This is a genomic window from Arthrobacter celericrescens (genome assembly GCF_003614925.1).
GTDB classification, from domain to species: Bacteria; Actinomycetota; Actinomycetes; order Actinomycetales; family Micrococcaceae; genus Arthrobacter; species Arthrobacter celericrescens.
Genome location: NZ_QYLP01000092.1, coordinates 34,119 through 55,080 on the forward strand (window position 1 = coordinate 34,119; position 20,962 = coordinate 55,080).

At 68.3% G+C, this 20,962-nt stretch carries 20 protein-coding genes and 1 pseudogene; 13 read left to right on the forward strand and 8 right to left on the reverse strand.

Translation table 11 applies throughout. The features are described 5' to 3' along the window. Nucleotides 1-429: 429 nt before the first annotated feature. Nucleotides 430-1,380, forward strand: coding sequence for a Bax inhibitor-1/YccA family protein (locus D3654_RS16510; RefSeq protein ID WP_120522550.1), 951 nt, complete (start codon nucleotides 430-432; stop codon nucleotides 1,378-1,380). Between the two features lie 61 nt (nucleotides 1,381-1,441). Here D3654_RS16510 and D3654_RS16515 read toward each other — a convergent pair whose 3' ends face one another. From D3654_RS16515 to galT, 3 genes are read right to left on the reverse strand one after another with little or no spacing between them, the layout of a single operon-like run. Continuing rightward, nucleotides 1,442-2,680, reverse strand: a complete 1,239-nt coding sequence (locus D3654_RS16515; protein ID WP_120522551.1) for an acetyl-CoA C-acetyltransferase — start codon at nucleotides 2,678-2,680, stop codon at nucleotides 1,442-1,444. A 42-nt stretch (nucleotides 2,681-2,722) separates the two neighbouring features. Further along, nucleotides 2,723-3,907, reverse strand: a complete 1,185-nt coding sequence (galK, locus tag D3654_RS16520; RefSeq protein WP_120522552.1) for a galactokinase — start codon at nucleotides 3,905-3,907, stop codon at nucleotides 2,723-2,725. Further along, nucleotides 3,904-5,055, reverse strand: a complete 1,152-nt coding sequence (gene galT / locus D3654_RS16525; RefSeq protein WP_120522553.1) for a galactose-1-phosphate uridylyltransferase — start codon at nucleotides 5,053-5,055, stop codon at nucleotides 3,904-3,906. Before galT ends, galK begins: the two co-directional genes overlap by 4 nt. Nucleotides 5,056-5,135: 80 nt before the next feature. Here galT and D3654_RS16530 point away from each other — a divergent pair, with 80 nt between their 5' ends. From D3654_RS16530 to D3654_RS16545, 4 genes are all read left to right on the forward strand, one after another. Next, on the forward strand, nucleotides 5,136-6,074 hold the full coding sequence (locus D3654_RS16530) for an aldose 1-epimerase family protein (RefSeq protein WP_120522554.1): 939 nt from the start codon (nucleotides 5,136-5,138) through the stop codon (nucleotides 6,072-6,074). A gap of 63 nt (nucleotides 6,075-6,137) precedes the next feature. Then, nucleotides 6,138-7,472, forward strand: coding sequence for an AI-2E family transporter (locus D3654_RS16535; protein WP_245413290.1), 1,335 nt, complete (start codon nucleotides 6,138-6,140; stop codon nucleotides 7,470-7,472). Between the two features lie 3 nt (nucleotides 7,473-7,475). Continuing rightward, complete coding sequence (ilvA, locus tag D3654_RS16540; protein ID WP_120522555.1) at nucleotides 7,476-8,714, forward strand: threonine ammonia-lyase; 1,239 nt, start codon at nucleotides 7,476-7,478, stop codon at nucleotides 8,712-8,714. Between the two features lie 11 nt (nucleotides 8,715-8,725). Then, nucleotides 8,726-9,343 (forward strand): rhomboid family intramembrane serine protease, encoded by a 618-nt coding sequence (locus D3654_RS16545; protein WP_120522556.1) that lies wholly within the window; start codon nucleotides 8,726-8,728, stop codon nucleotides 9,341-9,343. A 113-nt stretch (nucleotides 9,344-9,456) separates the two neighbouring features. Here D3654_RS16545 and greA read toward each other — a convergent pair whose 3' ends face one another. Beyond that, nucleotides 9,457-9,951, reverse strand: a complete 495-nt coding sequence (greA, locus tag D3654_RS16550) for a transcription elongation factor GreA (RefSeq protein ID WP_074586357.1) — start codon at nucleotides 9,949-9,951, stop codon at nucleotides 9,457-9,459. A gap of 151 nt (nucleotides 9,952-10,102) precedes the next feature. After that, nucleotides 10,103-10,561: a DUF4307 domain-containing protein gene (locus D3654_RS16555; protein WP_120522557.1), complete on the reverse strand. Its 459-nt coding sequence runs from the start codon at nucleotides 10,559-10,561 to the stop codon at nucleotides 10,103-10,105. Nucleotides 10,562-10,685: 124 nt separating this feature from the next. Here D3654_RS16555 and mca point away from each other — a divergent pair, with 124 nt between their 5' ends. From mca to D3654_RS16575, 4 genes are all read left to right on the forward strand, one after another. After that, a complete protein-coding gene (mca, locus tag D3654_RS16560; protein ID WP_120522558.1) occupies nucleotides 10,686-11,591 on the forward strand; it encodes a mycothiol conjugate amidase Mca in 906 nt (301 codons plus the stop codon). An 88-nt stretch (nucleotides 11,592-11,679) separates the two neighbouring features. After that, a complete protein-coding gene (locus D3654_RS16565) occupies nucleotides 11,680-11,952 on the forward strand; it encodes a hypothetical protein (RefSeq protein WP_120522569.1) in 273 nt (90 codons plus the stop codon). Then, nucleotides 11,912-14,155 (forward strand): thioredoxin domain-containing protein, encoded by a 2,244-nt coding sequence (locus D3654_RS16570; RefSeq protein ID WP_425359429.1) that lies wholly within the window; start codon nucleotides 11,912-11,914, stop codon nucleotides 14,153-14,155. The genes D3654_RS16565 and D3654_RS16570 overlap by 41 nt, the downstream gene beginning before the upstream one ends. Then, a complete protein-coding gene (locus D3654_RS16575) occupies nucleotides 14,152-14,661 on the forward strand; it encodes a DUF2087 domain-containing protein (protein ID WP_120522559.1) in 510 nt (169 codons plus the stop codon). The genes D3654_RS16570 and D3654_RS16575 overlap by 4 nt, the downstream gene beginning before the upstream one ends. Here D3654_RS16575 and trhA read toward each other — a convergent pair. Next, the gene (gene trhA / locus D3654_RS16580) at nucleotides 14,658-15,296 is read right to left on the reverse strand and encodes a PAQR family membrane homeostasis protein TrhA (protein WP_120522560.1); all 639 of its coding nucleotides are present in this window, start codon (nucleotides 15,294-15,296) and stop codon (nucleotides 14,658-14,660) included. The two genes, D3654_RS16575 and trhA, sit on opposite strands and share 4 nt — an antisense overlap. A gap of 171 nt (nucleotides 15,297-15,467) precedes the next feature. Here trhA and D3654_RS16585 point away from each other — a divergent pair, with 171 nt between their 5' ends. Both D3654_RS16585 and phoH2 read left to right on the forward strand, forming a co-directional pair. Beyond that, complete coding sequence (locus tag D3654_RS16585) at nucleotides 15,468-16,229, forward strand: isoprenyl transferase (protein ID WP_120522570.1); 762 nt, start codon at nucleotides 15,468-15,470, stop codon at nucleotides 16,227-16,229. Nucleotides 16,230-16,488: 259 nt separating this feature from the next. Next, complete coding sequence (gene phoH2, locus D3654_RS16590) at nucleotides 16,489-17,886, forward strand: RNA 5'-3' helicase PhoH2 (RefSeq protein WP_120522561.1); 1,398 nt, start codon at nucleotides 16,489-16,491, stop codon at nucleotides 17,884-17,886. A gap of 252 nt (nucleotides 17,887-18,138) precedes the next feature. On the opposite strand, the pseudogene D3654_RS16595 reads toward phoH2, so the two are convergent. After that, nucleotides 18,139-18,780: pseudogene (locus D3654_RS16595) on the reverse strand (GNAT family N-acetyltransferase); the annotation flags it as partial. Between the two features lie 35 nt (nucleotides 18,781-18,815). Further along, nucleotides 18,816-19,535 (reverse strand): hypothetical protein, encoded by a 720-nt coding sequence (locus D3654_RS16600; RefSeq protein ID WP_120522563.1) that lies wholly within the window; start codon nucleotides 19,533-19,535, stop codon nucleotides 18,816-18,818. 104 nt (nucleotides 19,536-19,639) lie between these two features. Between D3654_RS16600 and D3654_RS16605 the strand changes: the two genes are divergently transcribed. Together D3654_RS16605 and D3654_RS16610 are read left to right on the forward strand one after the other, a co-directional pair. Further along, nucleotides 19,640-20,194, forward strand: a complete 555-nt coding sequence (locus tag D3654_RS16605) for a prepilin peptidase (protein ID WP_120522564.1) — start codon at nucleotides 19,640-19,642, stop codon at nucleotides 20,192-20,194. 29 nt (nucleotides 20,195-20,223) lie between these two features. Beyond that, nucleotides 20,224-20,727: an NUDIX hydrolase gene (locus D3654_RS16610; RefSeq protein WP_120522565.1), complete on the forward strand. Its 504-nt coding sequence runs from the start codon at nucleotides 20,224-20,226 to the stop codon at nucleotides 20,725-20,727. The last annotated feature ends 235 nt before the right edge of the window (nucleotides 20,728-20,962 follow it).

The window sequence follows — 20,962 nt, forward strand, 5'->3', positions numbered from 1 at the left end:
AAAAGCGCCCCCGTGACTTGCCGCAGTCCCGCATGCGGTCTCTTGGACCGCTCTCTGCTTGTGCTTCTCAAGATGGAAAACCTTCCACATTGGGGGTGGTACCGCTGCGCCATTGCAGCCGGTGCGAACGGTCATGGGTCAGGCCAACAGCTTTCGTAGCCTCCGCTGTGTGACATGCATCACCCATGCGTGCTTATGCTACCGCCGAGCGAGCGTGAATAATGCTGCGCGCAGGGGCTCCGGAGGTCGCGATCAGATAACAACTGTGAAGTCCGAGGCAACAATATGTTCAGCGTTGCTAAAGAAAATCCAACAAGCGTCAGAACGTTCCTAAACTGTGGTGACAAGGTGGAACTTTCCCGGTCCGCCATGCGTAGGACTTGGTAGCGTGAACTATCACTTCGCCCTTATTCAGGAGGACAACCCACCATGGCACTCGGCGGCAACCCGATCTTCAACGGAAAGAATTTCCGTGGGGCCACGCAGGCACCGCCTGTTCCCGCGAATCCGTATGGCCAAAGCCCCTACGGCCAGAACCCGTACGGCCAGAACCAGTTTGGCCAGCCCCAGTACGGCCAGAACCCGTTCGGCCAGAACCAGTTTGGCCAGCCCGGCTGGCAGGCCCAGCAGCCGGGAATGAGCAACGAACAGCTCGAGCAGATGTACCAGCGGCCAGCCGCCGGCCCGGTCGAAACCGGCCGGATGACGTTCGACGACGTCATCATCAAGACCGCGGCCTGCCTCGCCGTGGTGGTGCTCGGCGCCGCCGTGACGCTGTTCGTGCCGATGGGCACCGCCAGCCTGCTGATGATCGTCGGCGCCCTCGGCGGTTTTGTCCTGGCCCTGGTGAACACCTTCAAGAAGCAGCCCTCGCCGGCCCTGATCCTGGCCTACGCGGGACTTGAAGGCTTCTTCCTGGGCGGGCTCACCCGCATCCTGGACGGCATGTTCCCGGGCGTGGGCCTGCAGGCCGTGATCGGCACCGTGGCGGTGACCGGTGTGACCCTCCTGCTCTTCAAGAGCGGCAAAGTGCGCGCCACCCCCAAGGCCATGCGCTTCTTCATGATCGCCCTCATCGGCTACGCGGTCTTCGCCCTGATCAACATGGTGATGATGATGACCGGGGCCGTCACCGAACCCTTCGGCCTGCGTACTAGCTTCGAGATCTTCGGCATCCCGCTCGGTGTCATCGTCGGCCTGCTGGCCATCGGCCTGGCCGCGTTCTCCCTCATCATGGACTTCACCAGCATCGAGGAAGGCGTCCGGGCCGGCGCCCCGGAGCGCTACTCCTGGACCGCCGCGTTCGGCCTGACCGTCACCCTGGTGTGGCTGTACGTGGAAATCATCCGCCTGCTGGCCATCCTGCGCGGCGACGACTAACCACAGCACCAGGTGCAACGAGAGGGCCCCGCTTCGGCGGGGCCCTTTCGTTTGCCGAGCCTCAGCTGAGCCGCTCGAACACCACGGCCATGCCCTGCCCGCCGCCCACGCAGAGGGTGGCCAGGCCGAACGTGCCGTCGCGTTCCCGCAGGCCGTTGAGCAGGGTGTTGGTCATCCGGGCCCCGGTCATGCCGAAGGGGTGGCCCAGGGCGATCGCGCCGCCGTGGACGTTGAGCTTCTCCGGGTCGATGCCCAGCTCGCGGGCGCTGGCCACCACCTGCACGGCGAAGGCTTCGTTGAGTTCCACCAGGTCGATGTCCGCCATGGTCAGCCCGGCCAGGTCCAGTGCGCGCCGGCTGGATTCCACCGGCCCCATGCCCATGATCTCGGGGGAGAGGGCGCTCGCCGCGCTGGAGACGATCCGCGCGATCGGTGTCAGGCCGAGCTCCCGCGCGCGGGAGCTGCTCATGACCACGACGGCGGCCGCGCCGTCGTTCAGCGGGCAGGCGTTCCCGGCGGTGACCGTTCCTTCGCGGCGGAACACCGGCTCCAGGGCGCTGACGCCTTCCATCGTCACTCCCGCCCGGGGCGAGTCGTCCCGCTCCACCACGGTGCCGTCCTTGCGGGTGTACGGGGTGATCTCGCGCGCGAAGAAGCCCGAGGCGATCGCGGCCTCGGCCCGGTTCTGGCTGAGCACGCCCCATTCGTCCTGTTCCGCCCGGCTGATCCCGTAGGTGGTGGCGACGTTTTCCGCGGTCTGGCCCATGGCGATGTAGATGTCCGGCAGGCGGTCCCCGAGCCGGGGATCCGTCCACGGAGTGTTCGACGCCGCCCGGACGGCTGTGCGCTGCTTGGCGGCCTCGAAGCGCGGGTTGTGCGCGCCGGCGTCGCTTTCCCCGGCACCGGCCCAGTTCTGGTACCGCGACACGGACTCCACGCCCCCGGCAAGGAAGGCATGGCCCTCGCCGGCCCGGATTGCGTGGAAGGCCATCCGCAGGGTCTGCAGGCTGGAGGCACAGAAACGGTTGACCGTGACGGCCGGGACGTAGTCGAGCCCGCACAGCACGGACACCACGCGGGCCATGTTCGAGCCCGCCTCGCCGCTGGGTTCCGCGCACCCCAGGTAGAGGTCGTCCAGTCCGAGGCCCGCGCCCGCCCCGGCGTCGAACGCCGGGATCTTCGCCAGCGCCGCGGTGACCATGGCAGCCGCCAGGTCGTCCGGGCGTTCGTCCTTGAGCGAGCCTTTGAAAGCCCGGCCGATCGGGCTGCGGACCATGGACACGATGACAGCCTCAGTCATGGCCCCAGCTTACGCCCGCGCCAGCCCGCGAACCGTTCCTGCTTAGGCCAGGCGGGAGGCGCCTGCTGCGGGGGTGACCGTGAAGATGTCCGGTGCGGTGTAGCCGGCGTCCGCGAAGGACCGCACGACGGCGTCGCGCACCTGCTGCTCCAGCTCCACCGGGGTCAGGGCGATCGCCGAGCCGCCGAAACCGCCGCCGGTCATCCGGGCCCCGATGGCGCCGTTGGTCCGTGCCGTGTCGACGGCGAGGTCGAGTTCCGCGCAGGAGATCTCGAAGTCGTCGCGCATCGAAACGTGGCTCGCGTCCAGGAACCCGCCGATACTGCCCGCGCCCTTTGCCGCCAGCTGCTCCACCGCCTCAAGCACGCGCGCGTTCTCCGTGACCACATGCCGGACCCGGCGGAACGTCACGTCGTCGAGGACCTGGGCGGCGTCGTCGAGCTGTTCCACGGCGACGTCGCGCAGTGCCGGGATGCCCATGAGCCGGGCACCCAGCTCACAGGACGCACGGCGCGCGGCGTATCCGCCGTCGGCGTGGGAATGCGACACCTTCGTGTCGATCACCAGCAGGACCAGGCCCGCGGATTCGGCGTCGAAGGGGACCAGCTGCACGCTCTGGTCCCGGCAGTCCAGGAACACCGCCTTGCCCTTGCTGCCGCGGAGGGACGCCGACTGGTCCATGATGCCGGTGGGGGCGCCGACGAAGCCGTTCTCGGCCTGCTGGGTGGCCAGCACCATCTGTTCGGCGGATAGTCCGGCGCCGAGGAGGTCGTTCAGGGCGCTGATGACGGCGCATTCGATCGCGTGGGAGGACGAGAGGCCGGCGCCCAGCGGGACGTCGGAGTCCAGGAGCAGCTCGAAGCCGGGCACCGCGATTCCCCGCTGCTGCAAGGCCCAGGCAACACCCAACGGATACTTGCTCCAGCCCTTGCCGGACCCGGGAGTAAGCTCCGCCAGGTCCGCATCCACGATGCCCTGGTCGCCGTAGGTGGACAGCAGCCGCACGGAGGAATCGCTGCGCAGGCGGATGGCCACCTTGGCGGTCTTGTCGATCGCGAAAGGCAGCACGAAGCCTTCGTTGTAGTCGGTGTGTTCGCCGATCAGGTTCACGCGCCCCGGTGCCTGCCAGACGCCGTCGGGCACTGTCCCGAACGCCTCCTCGAAGCGGGCGGCGAGCCCGCCGTGGAGCTGCCCGCCGGTGTGGTGCCCGGCCCGGGTGGGGGTCATGCGCGTGCTCCTTGCTGGAGGGTGTCCTTGAAGGCGGGGCTTGCAATGGCCCGGAGCCTTTCGGCGACGGCCTCGGGGGTGGTGTCGTTGATGAATGCTCCCATGGCTGCTTCGGAGCCGGCGAGGAACTTCAGCTTGTCCGCGGCGCGGCGCGGGGACGTCAGCTGAAGGTGCAGCCGGCCGGATTCGCGCAGCGCGGGTTCCAAGGGTGCCTGGTACCAGGCGGAGATGTAGGGCATGGGCGTGGGGTAGAGCCGGTCCAGCCGCCTGAGCAGTTCCAGGTACACCACGGCCAGTTCGTCGCGTTCGGCGCCGTTCAGGGCGGCCAGGTCCGGGACATGGCGGTGCGGGACAAGGTGGATTTCCAGGGGCCAGCGCGCGGCGAAGGGGACGTAGGCGCTGAAGTGCTCCGCCTCCAGGACCATCCGGCTTCCCTCGCTTCGTTCGGCGCCAAGGATGGATTCGGCCAGGGTCTCCTTGCCGCCGCTCCGTTCGAAATGGGCGGCTGCCGCGGAAGCCAGGATCCCGGCGCGCGGGGTGATGTAGGGGTAGGCGTAGATCTGTCCGTGCGGGTGGTGCAGGGTGACGCCGATGTCCGCACCCCGGTTTTCGAAGGGGAAGACCTGCTTGATGCCGGGCAGGGCGCTCAGGGCCTCGGTGCGCTGTGCCCAGGCCTCGATCACGGTGCGGGCGCGCTGTTCGCTGAGTTCGCCGAAGGAGCCGGTGTGCTGGGGGGTGAAGGAAACCACCTCGCAGCGGCCGTAGGCCGGTGCAGTGTATCCCCAGCCGTTGTGGTCCCAGTTCCCGGCACCGGGCAGTTCTCCCGTGGCCGGGCCGAGTGAGGGGAAGCGGTTTTCGAAAACCACCACGTCGTAGTCCGGCGCCGGGATTTCCGAGGGGTTGTCCGGTGTGGTGGGGCAGATGGGGCACTGGTCTGCCGGCGGCAGGTGCGTGCGGGTCTGGCGGTGCGCGGCGACAGCCACCCAGTCACCGCTCAGGGCGTCGAAGCGGACTTCGCCCGGCTCGGCACGCGGCGGAAGGCTGCGGTGGTCCACCAGGGAGGCGGGGTCCCGCGGCGGGGTGCCGGCGTCGTCGAAATACATCAGCTCCCGGCCGTCGGCGAGGAAAGTGCTGCTAAGGCGAGTCATGTGACAATCATCCCACAACTAACCAAAAGTGCAAATAAATTAACAAAACATCACATCTGCGGATACAGTACGGTTATGCCATGCCTACCGAGACCGCCGGTGAACAGACCGAATCCCGCCGCTTTGCCAGCGGCCGCCAGTACGAGCTCCGCCGCGGCGACGCGCTCGCCGTCGTCACCGAGCTGGCCGCCGGCCTGCGCCTGTTCAGCCGCGGCGGCGTGCAGCTGACTGAGAGCTACAACGATGACGAGCTCCCGCCCGGTGCCACCGGCATCACCCTGGCGCCGTGGGCCAACCGCGTGGAGGACGGTGTCTGGTACCTGGACGGCGCCAAGCAGCAGCTCGACATCACCGAGGTGGGCCGCAACAACGCCAGCCACGGCCTGCTGCGCAACGCCTCGTACGCCTTGGTGGACGAGGACGAGTTCTCGGTCACCCTCGAAGCCATGATCTTCCCGCAGCACGGCTACCCGTTCCTGGCCCGGCATCGGGTGCGCTACGAAATCGATGCAGGGCTGGCCTTGCGCGTCTCGCAGACCTTCATCAACGATTCCCACTCCGCGGCGCCGTTCGTGCTGGGCGCCCACCCGTACCTGCGCCTTGGCGACACCGCCCCGGAGGACCTGCGGCTGACCGTGCACGCAGCCACCCGCCTGGTGGCGGACGAGCGGCTCATCCCGCGCAGTGCCGCCCCCGCGGACGGTGAGTATGCGCTGGGTCGCGGGGCCGCCGTCGCGGACCTGGACATCGACGTCGCCTATACGGACCTGGTGTTCGACGGCGGCATGGCCCGCCACGTGCTCAGTGACCCGGACGGACGCAGCGTCTCCCTCGAGCAGGACGAGAATTGCGGCTACGTGCACGTCTTCGTCACAGGCAACTTCCCGGGCCGCAGCAAGGCGGTGGCGATCGAGCCCATGACCGGCCCCGCGAACGCCTTCAATACGGGCGAGGGCCTCCGGTGGTTGGAGCCCGGCGCGTCCTTCACCATGCGCTGGGGGATTTCGGCGGCGCTCTGAGTTCTTTCCCCAGGCCGGGCCGGGCGGTTTCCCATCCGGCCCCGCCTGCGGAATTATGGGGGCATGACGCCCACACCAGACGCCACACCCTCTTCGCCGCCTGCCCGTCCGGCAGTTGCACCCCGGCTTTCCGAACACGAAATCGCGCAGGACATCCCCTACGGCGTGCGGATCGCGGCAGCCTGGGCCTGGCGGATCGGGCTCATCCTGCTGGTGGTCGGGGCGTTCATCTGGCTCCTGTCCAGGGTCAGCTTCCTCATCATCCCGCTGATGGTCGCCTCCCTGCTGGCCGGCCTGCTGCACCCGGTCACCGCGTGGCTGCGCAAGGCCATGCCGAAGGGACTCGCCGTAGCGGTCACCGTGCTGGGCTTCATCGGGCTGATCGCCGGTGCCTTGGCGCTCGTGGGCCGGCAGCTCGCCACCGGATTCGGTGAACTGTGGCAGCAGGCCCTGACCGGCATCCAGCAGGTCCAGTCCTGGCTCGCGGACGGGCCGCTGCACATCACGGCCGACCAGATCGACAAGTACATCGAAGACGGCGTCAACGCGCTGCAGAACAACAGCAGCAGCATCCTCAGCGGGGCGCTGTCCTTCGGCAGCACAGCCGGCCACTTCGCCGCCGGGCTGGTCCTGGCGCTGTTCATCCTGATCTTCTTCCTGCTGGAAGGCTCACGGATCTGGAGCTTCCTGGTCCGTCTGCTGCCCAAACGGGCCCGCGCGGCCACCGACGGCGCCGGACGCCGCGGCTGGGCCTCGATGGTCAGCTACGTGCGCATCCAGATGTTCGTGGCGTTCGTGGACGCTGTGGGCATCGGCGCCGGTGCCGCGATCATCGGCGTCCCGCTGGCCCTGCCGCTGGGCGTGCTGGTGTTCATCGCCTCTTTCATCCCCGTGGTGGGTGCCCTCGTCACTGGTGCGATCGCCGTGCTGCTGGCCCTCGTGGCGAACGGGTGGGTCAACGCGCTGATCATGCTCGGCATCGTGCTGCTGGTCCAGCAACTGGAAAGCCACATCCTGCAGCCGATCGTCATGGGCAAGGCCGTGTCCCTGCACCCGGTGGCCGTGATCCTGTCCGTGGCCGCCGGCTCCTACCTCGCGGGGATCCCCGGCGCCCTCTTCGCCGTGCCGCTGCTTGCCGTAGCAAATACGGCGGTGCGCTATATTGCCGCCCGGACGTGGGAACATGATGAAGGACTGTCCGCCTCTTACAGGGAGGCCGGAGCCGAAGTGCAGGATCCCGACCAGGACCCCAACCTCAAGGACACCCGGCCTGCCGGCCTGCGCCAGGCGCACGGCGGCAAGCAGTCCCCGGGCGGCAATGTTGCCCCCACCCATGAAGCGGCCGTCCGGCCAGGCCCCGGCCAGGACCCGGCAGCCGAGACCGACAAAGGAGAGTAATCCGTGAACACCCTCGAAACCCTGCCCGTCACCCTGGACGATGTCCTTAAGGCGCAGGAACTGCTCGAGGGCATTATTACCAAGACGCCGATTGAAACTTCGCGGGCGCTTGGCGCCATGGTGGGCGGCGAAGTGTTCTTCAAGTGCGAGAACCTGCAGCGCGCCGGCTCCTTCAAGGTCCGCGGCGCCTACGTCCGCATGGCCCGCCTCTCCGCCGAGGAGAAGGCCCGCGGCGTCGTGGCCGCCTCGGCCGGCAACCACGCCCAAGGCGTGGCCGTCGCCGCCAAGAGCCTGGGCATCAAGGCCCGCATCTACATGCCGCTCGGTGTCGCCCTGCCCAAGCTCGCCGCCACCCGCAGCCACGGCGCGGAAGTCGTCCTGCACGGGCACAACGTCGACGAGGCCCTTGCCGAGGCCCAGCGCTACGCGGACGAAAGCGGCGCCGTCTTCGTGCACCCCTTCGACAACGTCGACGTCGTGGCCGGCCAGGGCACCATCGGCCTGGAGATCCTGGAGCAGGTTCCCGACGTCGATACCATCCTGATGGGGGTCGGCGGCGGCGGGCTGCTGGCCGGCGTCGCGGTGGCCATCAAGGCCAAGGCCAAGGAACTCGGCCGTGAGATCCGGATCATCGGCGTCCAGGCCGAGAACGCGGCGGCCTACCCGCCTTCCCTCGCCGCTGACGCCCTGGTGCCGCTCAAGAAGGTGTCCACCATGGCGGACGGCATCGCCGTCGGCCGTCCCGGACAGTTGCCCTTCAGCATCATCCGCGAACTGGTCGACGACGTCGTGACCGTCAGCGAGGACTCCCTCGCCCGGGCGCTGATCTTCCTGCTTGAACGCGCCAAGATGGTGGTGGAGCCGGCCGGCGCCGTGGGCGTGGCCGCGCTCATGGACGGCACCATCGAAAACCCCGGCAAGGTGGCAGTGGTGCTCTCCGGCGGCAACATCGACCCCATGCTCATGCTCAAGGTGATCCAGCGCGGCCTCTCGGCGGCCGGGCGCTTCATGACCGTCCGCATGATGCTCGACGACCGCCCCGGTTCGCTGGCCACCATCGCCCGGATCATCGCCGAGAACGACGCCAACGTCACCGGCCTGGACCACACCCGCGTGGGCGGCGCCATCAGCATGGGCGACGTCTCCATCACCATCAACCTGGAAACCAAGGGCCACGAACACGGCAAGCAGGTCCTCGCCGCGCTCCGCGCCGAAGGCTTCCAGCCCATCGTGGTGCACTGACGGGGCCCAGGATGGCTTACCTCGGCGGCAGCGCACCGGAGCCCCCGGCGCCCGGGAAGGAGTCGCTCGCGGCGCGTGCCAAGGGCGGCTTGCTCCTCATGGGCGGTTTCGTGGCGCTGCTGGCCGTGATCGAACTGATCAACACCCTGCTCCTGCACGGGCTCAACCGCACCTTCGGCCTGCGCCCGCGGAGCCTGGACGGGGCGCTGGACATCCTGACGTTCCCCCTGCTGCACGCCAACTTCGGGCACCTGTTCTCCAACGCCCTGCCGCTGATCATCTTCGGCTTCCTGGTGTTCCTCTCCGGACTGCGGGTCTTCCTGACCACGATGGCGCTGAGTTGGCTGGGGTCCGGTGTGGCGGTCTGGCTGATCGGCGGGGGCGTGACGGTTGGGGCGTCGGGGCTGGTGTTCGGCCTGTTCGCTTTCCTGCTGGTGCGCGGCGTCCTGAACCGCAACTGGTGGCAGCTCCTGCTGTCCGTGGTGCTGTTCCTGGCCTACGGCGGGATCCTGTTCGGGGTGCTGCCCAGCGTGATGGGCGTGGTGTCCTGGCAGGCCCACCTGGGCGGCGCGGCGGGCGGCGTCCTCGCCGCAGTGCTCCTCCGGCCGGCCCAAGTAGCTCGCAGTTAAGGCCGTTTTGACGGTTCAAAACGGCCTTAACTGCGAGCCAGTTGGGCGGCTTAAAGCAAAACGCCGGCCCTCCCGCACAAGGGGAGGGCCGGCGTCGTGCTTAAACCGCTGGCTTAGCCGGTGAACGGCTTGGCGGACACGATCTCCACCGGGATTTCCTTGCCGTTCGGGGCGGTGTAGCTGAGCTTGTCGCCTTCCTTGTGGCCCATGATGGCGACGCCGAGCGGGGACTTCTCGCTGAAGACGTCCAGGTCGGAATCGCCGGCGATCTCGCGGGAGCCGAGCAGGAACGTTTCCTCATCACCGGCGATGCGGGCAACGACGAGCATGCCGGGCTCGACGATTCCGTCGTCGGCCGGGGCTTCGCCCACCTGGGCATCGCGCAGCAGCACGGTCAGCTGGCGGATGCGGGCCTCGATCTTGCCCTGCTCCTCCTTGGCGGCGTGGTAGCCGCCGTTTTCCTTCAGGTCGCCTTCCTGGCGCGCAGCTTCGATCTTCTGGACGATTTCCGCGCGGCCGGCCCCGGACAGGTGCTCCAGTTCGGCCTTCAGGCGGTCATATGCGTCCTGGGTAAGCCACGCTGCAGTTGCGCTGTTGGTGGTAGACACGGACTTCTCCTTATGGATCTGCAAGCAAAAGACCCCGCAGCGGTGGCCACTCGTGGAACTCAGTAACCAGCTCAGCGGGGTAGAGGTATTGATCCAGTGTAGTCAATCCTGTGGACAAACCAAAGCCAAAGGAGTCGCGCGTCACACCGCCCTAGTGGCCGCTGGCCACGATCCAGCAATTGTCCACGACGCCCGAAACGGCCTCGGACTCGGTCCGCAGCGCCAGCCGGTGGATGGTGGTGCGGCCGCCGTCCGCGCCGTCCTTGGGCTCGTTCGGGCCGATCTCCACCACCTTCCAGCCCACCACCGCGAACTTGGAATCCAGGGCCTTAACAGCACACTTGGCCGTTGCGCCGGGGAACTTGGCGACCTGGAAATCCACCTCGATCTGCGTGGCGTCCGTGGCGTGGAATCCGATGTCCTTGAAGGTGACCGGGGCAGTGGCGCTGGTGGTGGCGATCCAGGCCATGAACCCGATGCCCAGCAGCAGCGCCGCGATGACCAGGTTCCGCATCCCCTTGCGCCCGAGGCGCCGCTTTTGGCCGCCGTAGCGATTGGCTAGGCTGGTACTTGCCGGCAGCGCCGTAGCCGAGGGGTCTTCCGAAGTCACCCCTCCAGTTTAGTGCGCATCCGGCGGCTCCCTTGCACCAGCCCGTCACCTGCCACCCGCACGCAGGCCAAGCATCGCCGGCAGCACCCCGGCCGGCAGCACCAGAAAGAGGAATGCCTGAAGGATGAGCACATCCCCCAGCTCCGCCGCCCCGCTCCGCCTCCTCGCGGTCCACGCGCACCCGGACGACGAATCCAGCAAGGGCGCGGCGACCATGGCGATGTACGCCGCGTCCGGCGTCGAGGTGATGGTGGCGACCTGCACCGACGGTTCCCGAGGTGACATACAGAACCCCGGCATGGAGGACGCGCCGCACCCCAAGCGCGACATGGCCGGCGCCCGCCGGCTGGAAATGAACGCCGCCGCGAAGGTCCTGGGCATCCGCCAGCAGTGGCTCGGGTTTGTGGACTCCGGGCTGCCCGAAGGTGACCCGGTGCCGCCGCTGCCGCAGGGCTGCTTCGCGCTGCAGCCGCTGGAACGCGCCGCCGCGCCGCTGGTGCGGCTCGTCCGCGACTTCAAGCCCCACGTCATCCTCAGCTATGACGAGAACGGCGGCTACCCCCACCCGGACCACATCATGGCGCACAAGGTGGCCGTCGAGGCCTACCACGCGGCGGGCGACCCCGAGCGCTACCCGGGCACCGGCGAGGCCTGGGCCCCGGCCAAGCTTTACTATGACCGCGCCTTCAGCCCCGAGCGGTTCCGCGCCCTCCACTTCGCTCTCGAGGAGGCCGGCCTACAGTCGCCGTACGCGGCCCGCCTGGCTGCCTGGCTGGAGGCCGACGCCGAGGGCCACACCCCGCCGCGGCCTGCCCACCAGACCACCACACAAGTGGACTGCGGGGATTACTTCGAGCTCCGCGACGACGCGCTCCGGGCCCACCGCACCCAGATCGACCCGGAAGGCTTCTTCTTCGCGGTTTCACCGGACCTGCAGCGCACGGTGTGGCCGTGGGAGGACTACACCCTGGTGCATTCCCGGGTCGAGGCCGAACTGCCCGAGAAGGACCTGTTTGCAGGGCTAAGATAGAACGTGCCGGAGATTTCTATCAGACGTAGAAATCAGGTGCGGAAAGCACCGTCCGGCAGCCAGCACCTCCCACAGAAGGTTTTGAACCGTGCACCACTTGCTCCTCGCCCTGGCCACGACACCGGCGCCTTCGCCGTCTCCGTCCCTGCGGCCGGGCCTGACGGAGGACCAGGTGACGCCCGGTACCTGGGGCTTCATCCTCACCGCCTTCATCGTGGTGCTCACGACCTTCCTGATCGTGGACATGGTCCGCAGGATCCGCCGGGTCCGCTACCGCGCCCAGGTCGAGGAAGCCCGACTTGCCGCCGAGGGCGGCACCGATGCCGAGGCCGATGGTGATGGCGGAGCAGCAGCCCGCTGACGCTGGCCCCACGGCCGGCCGCCCTTCTGCGGAGCCCGGGAGCTTCAACGCTCTCGGCTCCGAGCCCTCGGCCTACCTGCGCCAGCACGCCCACAATCCGGTGCACTGGCAGCCCTTCGGGGACGACGCCTTTGCGCTTGCCGAGGCGCGCGATGTCCCGGTCTTCCTGTCCATCGGCTACGCCGCGTGCCACTGGTGCCATGTCATGGCCCATGAGTCCTTCGAGGACCAGGCCACCGCGGACTACCTGAACGCCCATTTCGTGGCCATCAAGGTGGACCGCGAGGAGCGGCCGGACGTCGATTCGGTCTACATGGCCGCCACCCAGGCCATCAGCGGCGAAGGCGGCTGGCCCATGTCCGTCTTCCTCACCCCGGAGGGCCTGGCTTTCCACGCCGGAACCTACTTCCCGCCCGCACCCATGCCCGGCCGGCCGTCGTTCCTGCAGGTGCTCGAAGCGGTCCGCGAGGCCTGGCTGGAACGCCGCGACGCCGTCGAGCAGAACGCGCACGGTCTCGCCGCCGGGATGGCGGACGCGCAGGCGGGTGCCGCCGTCGTGCTCGACGCCGTCCCGCAAGCGCTCGACGCCGCGCTGCCCGCCGAGGCGGTCCGCGTGCTGGGGCGCTCGGAAGACCCCGACGGCGGCTTCGGCCGGGCGCCCAAGTTCCCGCCGTCGACGGTGCTGGAGTTCCTCATCCGTCACGCGGCGGTCCCGTCCGGGACGTCGGACGCGGCGCGGGACATGGCCGGGCGCACCCTGGCGGCGATGGCCCGCTCCGCCCTTAGGGACCAGCTCGACGGCGGATTCGCCCGCTATTCCGTGACTGGCGACTGGTCGGTGCCGCACTTCGAGAAGATGCTCTACGACAACGCCCAGCTGGTGCGGGTGTACGCCCACTGGGTCCGGCTGGGCGGGGACGCCGTCTTCCCGGCGGAGGAAGCCGCCGCCGTGGCCCGGGAAGCGGCGGCGTGGATGATCGGTGCGCTGGGGCTGGGTGGAGTCGCGGAGGGCGGCCTGGCCTCTTCCCTGGACGCCGACACCGTGATGGACGGCGTCCACCACGAAGGCGCCACCTACCTGTGGAATCCCGTGCAGCTGGTTGCTGCCCTCGGGCCGGAGGACGGGCCCGCGGTGGCGCGGCTGATGAACGTCGCCCCGCGCGGGACGGTGTCCGAGGACGGTTCGCCCCTGCATCCGGGCCGCGGATTCAACGCCGAGGAGGCCAGACTGTGGCAGCGTTCGCGCCCGGTGCTGCTGGCCGAACGCGCGCTCCGCACCCAGCCCGAACGGGACGACAAGGTGGTGGCCGGCTGGAACGGACTGGCCGTCGCCGCCCTGGCTGACGCCGGGGCCATCCTCGACGAACCCCGCTTCATCGAGGCGGCGGAGAACATCGCCGGCTACCTGCAGCGAGTGCATTGGGACGCCGGGGAGCCGCGCGACGGCGAACCCGGGCGGGCGCGGCTCGCCCGGGTCTCCCATGACGGGACGGCCCGCGGAATCGGCGGCCTGCTGGAGGACTACGCTTTCTGCGCCGACGGCCTGCTGGCGCTGTATGCCGTCACGGGCCGCGTCCGCTGGTACACCTTCGCCCAGGAGCTGCTCGCGGAAGCCGCCGACCGCTTCGCCGCCGGCGGACGTCTGACCGATTCGGCGGGGGAGTCCGGGCAGGTGCTCCGCGCGTCGGGCGAGCTCCCGGCCCTGGATCCCTTCGACAACGCCGCCCCCAGCGGTGCGGCCGCCTTCGCCGGGGCCCTGCTGACATCGTCCGCCTACTCGGGCTCGCACGACCAGCGGGCCATGGCCGGGAACATCCTGAACCTCCTGCCGCCCATCGCAAGCCGAGCGCCGCGGGTGGCCGGCTGGCTCCTGGCCACGGGGCAGGCAGCCCTTGCTGGCCCGCTCGAGGCCGCGGTGGCCGGGCCGGACGGACCCGCCCGACGGGAACTGCACCTGGCACTGCTGCGCTCGCCGAGCCCGGGAATGGTGGTCGCCGTGCAGGAAAATCCCGACGGCGGCCGGCAGGGTCCGGAACAGGAACCGGTTGCGCTGTTGGAGCACCGCGGCGCCGCGTCGGACGGTTCGCCCCAGGTGTACTTGTGCCGGGGCATGGTCTGCCAGCGGCCGGTCACCTCGCCCGCGGAACTCGGGGAACAGCTCGCGGCCTTGACTGGCAGCCGGGCGGACACGGGGGAGCGATGAGCGGCGTGGAATGGCGCGGTCTGATCGCCCTGCTGCTCAATGAAAAGACCAGGATTGCGTTGGCTGAAGTGGTCCTCGAAGAGGCCGACCGGGAGGGCAGGCGGCTCTCCGCCTTGGAGCGGAGCAAAGCGCGGGCGGCCCTGGCCAACGCCGGGGTGCTTGCCGGTGCCGAACCCGCTCCCGGCGTCAGCCGGGAGTACCTCCAGCGGTTTCTCCGGCGTCCCGGACGCGCGGACGGGGCCGGACTTGAGAGGTTCCTGCGGAGCGACGGGCGGATCGACAGGTATCCGGCGAATCAGGAACAGCGGCGTCTGCTCCTGGCTTGGGTCGCAGGGCAGGTCCTCGCACCGGGCGAGGTGATCGATGAGCGGACGTTAAGCGCCCGGCTCGGGGAGTACAGTGACGACCCGGTCCTGCTGCGGCGCTACCTGGTCGACGTGGAGCTGGTGGAACGGGCACCGGACGGCAGCGCGTACTTCCTGCCCGCGGGCGGGACGCGGGACTAGCGCAGTACCGCGAGCATGATCGCGATGAAGTGCGCCGCGAACCCCAGCACGGTGAAGACGTGGAAGAGCTCGTGGAAGCCGAAGACCCCGGGCCGGAAGTTGGGCGCCTTCAGCCCATAGAACACGGCTCCCGCGATGTAGAACACACCGCCGGCGCAGATCAGCACCGCCGCCGGGACGCTCGCCGCGAAGAACTGCGGCAGGAAGAATACCGCGGCACAGCCCAGCGCTACGTAGATCGGCACGTACAGCCAACGCGGTGCATGCGTCCACAGCACCCGGAACAGCACACCGAGGAGGGCGCCCGCCCAGATCAGCCACAAGAGCAGCACCGCCGTGGGGCGGTCCAGCAGGGACCAGGCCAAGGGGGTGTAGCTGCCGGCGATCACCAGCATGATGTTGCTGTGGTCGAGTCGCTTGAGGAGCAGCCGCCGCTTCTCTGGCCAAGTGCCCCGGTGGTAGACGGCGGAGACGCCGAACAGCAGCGCCCCGGTGACCGCATAGATCGCGGAGGCAATCTTGCGGTCCGGGCCGGGCGCCAAGGTCACGAGCACAATTCCTGCTGCGACGGCGAACGGGGCGGCGACGGCGTGGATCCAGCCGCGCCAGAGGGGTTTGGCCAAGAGCTCCGACATTGTTAAAGAATAGGCTACGATCCGGTAGGTTACCAACGAGTAACTTCTGGCGGCTTCGCTTCACGACTGTGCGTGCACGTCCATTCCGGCCCGGGGCGGTAGCCTAGGTGATGCGCCTGCGGCACCTCGCCCGGGTCTGTGGTGAGTGAAGGAAGTCAGGTGAAGATCCGGATGGAGCTGCCCGGGATTCTCTACGGCTTCTACGAACGCAAGCTCCTGCGCGCCCTCGAAACGGACAGGATTCCGCGGCATATCGGCGTCATGGTTGACGGGAACCGCCGCTGGGCCCGGCAGTTCAACGCCCCCACCAGTGAGGGCCACCAGGCCGGCGCGGACAAGATCCACGAGTTCCTCGGCTGGTGCCAGGAACTCGGCGTCAAAGTGGTCACCCTCTACATGCTCTCCACGGACAACATGAGCCGCTCCGGCGAGGAGCTGGACCTGCTCATGGGCATCATCGCCAACACCATGGACCGCCTGGATGAAGCCCCGGACATTTCCGTGCACGCCATGGGCGCCCCCGAGCTCCTGCCCGACTACCTCGCCGAGCGGCTCAACAAACTCACCGCCCGCACGCCGGTGCGCGAAAAGCTGCACGTGAATGTCGCCGTCGGATACGGCGGCCGCCGCGAGATCGTCGACGCCGTCCGCGAACTCCTGCACGACGCCGTCGCCAAGGGCCGGGACATGGCCGAGGTGGCGGACGAACTGTCGGTCGACGATATCTCCCGCTTCCTCTACACCCGCGGCCAGCCGGACCCGGACCTGGTGATCCGCACCTCCGGCGAGCAGCGGCTCTCCGGCTTCCTGATGTGGCAGAGCGCCTACAGCGAGTTCTACTTCTGCGAGGCCCTGTGGCCGGCCTTCCGCAAGATCGATTTCCTTCGGGCCTTGCGGGACTACGCGGGACGGCAGCGGCGCTTCGGCGCCTGACTCCTCCTGGAATCCCGACCTCGGTTGGCCGGGGTTCACATGAAGTTCACACCGCGGACACGCGAATCGCCGCAGTTTGTCACCGGAAATGTAAATGCCCGGGAATACGTTAATCCCATCAGCAGGCAAAACCGCCCGCTGATCGGGGAGGCCAGTAGATGGAGCGAAACATCGCACCTTATACGTGGAGGGCCGAGCCCGGCCTTCGGCCGAGCCGCCTCACGAATAAGCCGGGCGAACGCCCGGGGCTGGAGTCGATGTGGCTATTTCTGAGCAACTGCCCGTAATCGTTTCCAACGGGGAAAGTGCAGCTACCTCTCGCAGCAAGCGGAGCCCCAAAGCCAAGGCACCGCAGGCCGGCAAAGCAACCGGCCGGAGCTATGTGATTGACACCTCCGTGTTGCTCTCGGATCCGCGGGCGCTGCTGCGCTTCGCCGAACACGAAGTCATTGTGCCGATCGTGGTCATCACCGAACTCGAAGGCAAACGCCACGATCCCGAGCTGGGCTACTTCGCCCGCAAGGCACTGAGGCTGCTCGACGAGCTGCGCGTGAAACACGGCGGACTCAACACGCCCATTCCCATCGGAAACGACGGCGGCACCCTGCGCGTGGAAATGAACCACATCTCCACGGAGGTCCTGCCCGCCGGATTCCGCGGCGCGGACAACGACAGCAGGATCCTCGCTGTCGCCAAGAACCTGGCCAACGAAGGCCGCAACGTCACGGTGGTGTCCAAGGACCTGCCGATGCGCGTCAAGGCCTCGGCGATGGGCCTGCTCGCCGACGAATACCGCAACGAGCTCGTGAAGGACTCCGGCTGGACCGGCATGGCCGAGGTGGAAGCCAGCGAAGAGGAAATCGGCACGCTGTACGGCCACGAACCGGTGTTCATCCCCGCGGCGGCCGAGCTTCCCGTGAACACCGGGTTGGTGCTCCTCTCCAACCGCGGCTCGGCCCTCGGCCGGGTGGGCGCCGACAAGCAGGTGCGCCTCGTCAAAGGTGACCGCGACGTCTTCGGCCTGCATGGACGCTCCGCCGAACAGCGGCTCGCCATCGACATGCTGATGGATCCCTCCGTGGGCATCGTGTCCATCGGCGGGCGCGCCGGCACCGGCAAGTCCGCCCTGGCGCTGTGTGCGGGCCTCGAAGCCGTCCTGGAACGCCGCGAACACCGCAAGGTGATCGTCTTCCGCCCGCTGTACGCCGTCGGCGGCCAGGAGTTGGGCTACCTGCCCGGCTCGGAGTCGGAAAAGATGAACCCGTGGGCACAGGCCGTATTCGACACCCTCGGTGCGCTGGTTTCACAGGAAGTCGTCGAGGAAGTCATGGACCGCGGCATGCTCGAAGTCCTGCCGCTCACCCACATCCGCGGCCGTTCCCTGCACGACGCCTTCGTGATCGTCGACGAAGCCCAGTCGCTCGAGAAGAACGTCCTGCTCACGGTGATGAGCCGCATCGGACAGAACTCCAAGATCGTCCTCACCCACGACGTCGCCCAGCGCGACAACCTCCGGGTCGGACGGCACGACGGCGTGGCCGCCGTCGTCGAAACCCTCAAGGGACACCCGCTGTTCGGCCACATCACCCTCACCCGCTCCGAACGCTCGCCGATCGCGGCGCTGGTTACGGAGTTGCTGGAGGGGGCGGAAATTTAACCCGGCTGGGCTAAGTCCAACTCGCGGCGCGGCACCTCGCCTTGGGTGCCGCGCCGTTGCTGCGTCCGCGCGGCGGCGGCATCCCGCGGTCGCTTAGACACCTCCCGCCGCTCCGCTGCGGTCGCTGGGCGACCTTCGCTGTGCTCTGGTCGGCGATGCGCTCCCTACGGGAGGCCGCAGCCGCGCTCGTGCGTATGTCGCCGAAGGACCGCCGTCCCGTCTCGTGGGTATGTCGCCTTTTGCCTCTTGGTGGATCCCCAGGAACTTCGCGAACAGTTCGTGGCCTTCTACCTTCAGGGTCCAGTCGGGGCGCTTGAAGGTTTCCGGGGTGAGGCGGACGCGTTGGACTTCCTCGACCTTCGGGCCCCAGTTGGTGCGGTAGGTGCCGTTCAGTTCGTAGCCGAGGGAGCGGGAGACGCCCAGGGACTTTTCGTTCCAGGCGGCAGCCTCGGATTCGGCGACTTCCGCGCCGAGGTGGTCGAAGGCGTAGCTGACGACGGCGGCTCGCATCTCCTTGCCGAGGCCCCGGCCTTGAATGGACTGCTTTAGCCAGGAGCCAGTGCCGACCGTTTTCAGGAAGTTGAAATTCCTGGCGGAGACGTCCTGGCAGCCGATGATTTCGCCGTCGTGCCAGATGCCCAGCAGCAGGGTCCACTTTTCGGGGGTCGTGGTGGAGCGGCAGGTCCAGTGCCAGCGGGCCATGTTCGGGCCGAGCTCCTCCTCGGGCACTTCGGTCCAGGGGACGCCGAAAGGGTTGCGTCCTGGTTCGTGGATTCCGCTGCGGGCTGCGTCGAGCAGGGCAGGGAGGTCCGTGTCCTGGACCGGTTTCAGCTGCAAGCGCGGCGTGGTGAGGATAAGCCCGAAGGCCGGCCAGATGTCCGTGAGGGAGGTCATCGGCCCAGCGTAACGCGCCCGCGGTGCCCTAGCCGCTAGGCGCCCGGTTCCCAGCTGATGTGCTGGCGGACGTCGCTCAGGTTCATGGACTCGGCCAGGAACAAGTCGTCCAGCATGTACTCGTCCACGCCGAGGATACGGATCCAATGCCCGGTGCCGGCCGGGCCGCCGTCGAGCGCTTCGCTCGCCACGCACACGCCCGTGCCGGAATCGATCCTCAGCCGGGTCCTGCCCGGCAGGCACAACGGGGAACCGGCGTCCGCCGGCGTGTAATTGGGCCCCGGGACCACCACGCATTCCAGGGCCGGGCGGCCCTCGTGGTCCACCTCCCGCACCGGGCCGAGCGTCACGGGATTGCTTTCCGGGAACTCGATGGGCACCGGGGCGTTGCCGGCAAGTTCCACCGGATCGAGTGCCGCCGCCAGGCGGCCGTTCCCGAAGGACGGCTCGCCGTACGCGGCTTCCGGCCGGCGGCGGACCAGCCCGGCGCCGTCGTACACGGGCGTCACGAGGTGGGCGGGCAGCAGCCAGGAACTGCGGCTGGAGCGGACGTAGAAGCTGTCCCGGGAATCGTTGATGCCCGTGGTGCTGTGCAGCAGCACGCCGTCCGCGCTCTCAAGACGCAGCGCCCCCGGCCGGCGCAGCCACGCCTTGACCGGGCCGCTGCCGTCACCGGGAAGGTCGCGGTATTCGAAGCGGAGGCTGGTCCATTTCCACGGCGAGGACCGGCAGAGATTGCGGAATGTGGAGGACATGTCAGGGGTGTTTCCGCCCCCGGAATCTGCACTGTAGCGCCCCATATCCACATAATACGGCCCGGCCCGAGCGGCTCCGCCGGCAAAACGGATAGCATCCGAGAGTGATCCGACGACTCAGTGAACTGTGGAGCGCCAGCCCCGTGGCCTTCTGGCTGGTCCTGGCGGCGTGCCTTTACTTCGCCGTCATGGCGGTCCGGCTCACCATCATCGACGTCCGCCACCACCTGCTGCCCAACCGGATCGTGTTCCCGTCCTACGGGGTGGCCGGGGTGCTGCTTGCCGGGGCGGCGCTCGCCGTTGCCGTGTCCGGCGCGCTGCAGGACATGCCCGACGCCGGCGCCGGCCTTTTCGGGGTGCCAGTCCTGGGGATCGTGGCCGGGGGAGCGGCGCTGTGGCTCTTCTATTTCGTCCTGCGGCTGATCCATCCGCCCGGCATGGGATTCGGGGACGTCAAGCTGGCGGGCGTGCTGGGCCTCTACCTGGGCTACCTCGGGTGGACGCACATCTTCGCCGGGACGTTCCTGGCGTTCCTTTTCGGCGGGCTGTGGAGCCTGGTTGTCCTGGCCACGCGGCGCGGGACCCTCAGCTCCGCCATTCCCTTCGGACCGTTCATGCTCGCGGGCGCCGCCGCGGCCATGGCGGTGCTCCCCGCCTGAACCCGCTTGGCAGGCCGTAGGCTGGTTCCATGCCGGCACCCGAGTACGTCCTGAAACTCCGCGAAAAAATCGGCCATGATCCTCTGTGGCTGCCGGGCGTCCGCGGGGTGGTCTTCAACGACGCGGGCGAGATCCTGCTCGGGCAACGGGCCGACAACGGACGGTGGGCGCTCATCACCGGCATCCTGGAACCGGGGGAGGAGCCGGCCAGCGGACTCGTGCGGGAAATCGAGGAAGAAACCGGCGTGGTCGTGGAGGTGGAGCGGCTCCTGGATGTGGTGGTCAACGGCCCCATCACGTTCCCCAATGGCGATGTGTGCACCTTCCTCAGCGTGGAGTACCGGTGCCGCTACGTCGCCGGCGAGGCCCGAGTCAACGACGACGAAAACCTCGCGGTGGGCTGGTTCAGCCTGGACACTTTGCCCGACGTCGGGCCGAGCCACCTGGAGTGCGTGCGGCGTGCCCTCTCCGAGGACCCTGTCGGCTTCACCAGTTCTGAACCGAGGATCAGGAACGGGACATTGCCGCATTGACTATAGCTCCGTTGCTTAGCAGGCTTCCGCGGCACTGTGTTGCCCCAATCTGAGCGCATTGAACCCGGACTGCCCACCGTCGTGATCAGGCAAGTTCCTAGGGGCGCCGAAGAGAATGAGCACCCCAGCCTACGTCCATGCCTTAAATGGCTCATCGCATTTGAGGGTGTAATCGGGGTCTGAATCCGCCGGTCTCGAGGAGTGATCGGGCGATGTAGTTGGCAAGGTTGCGGAA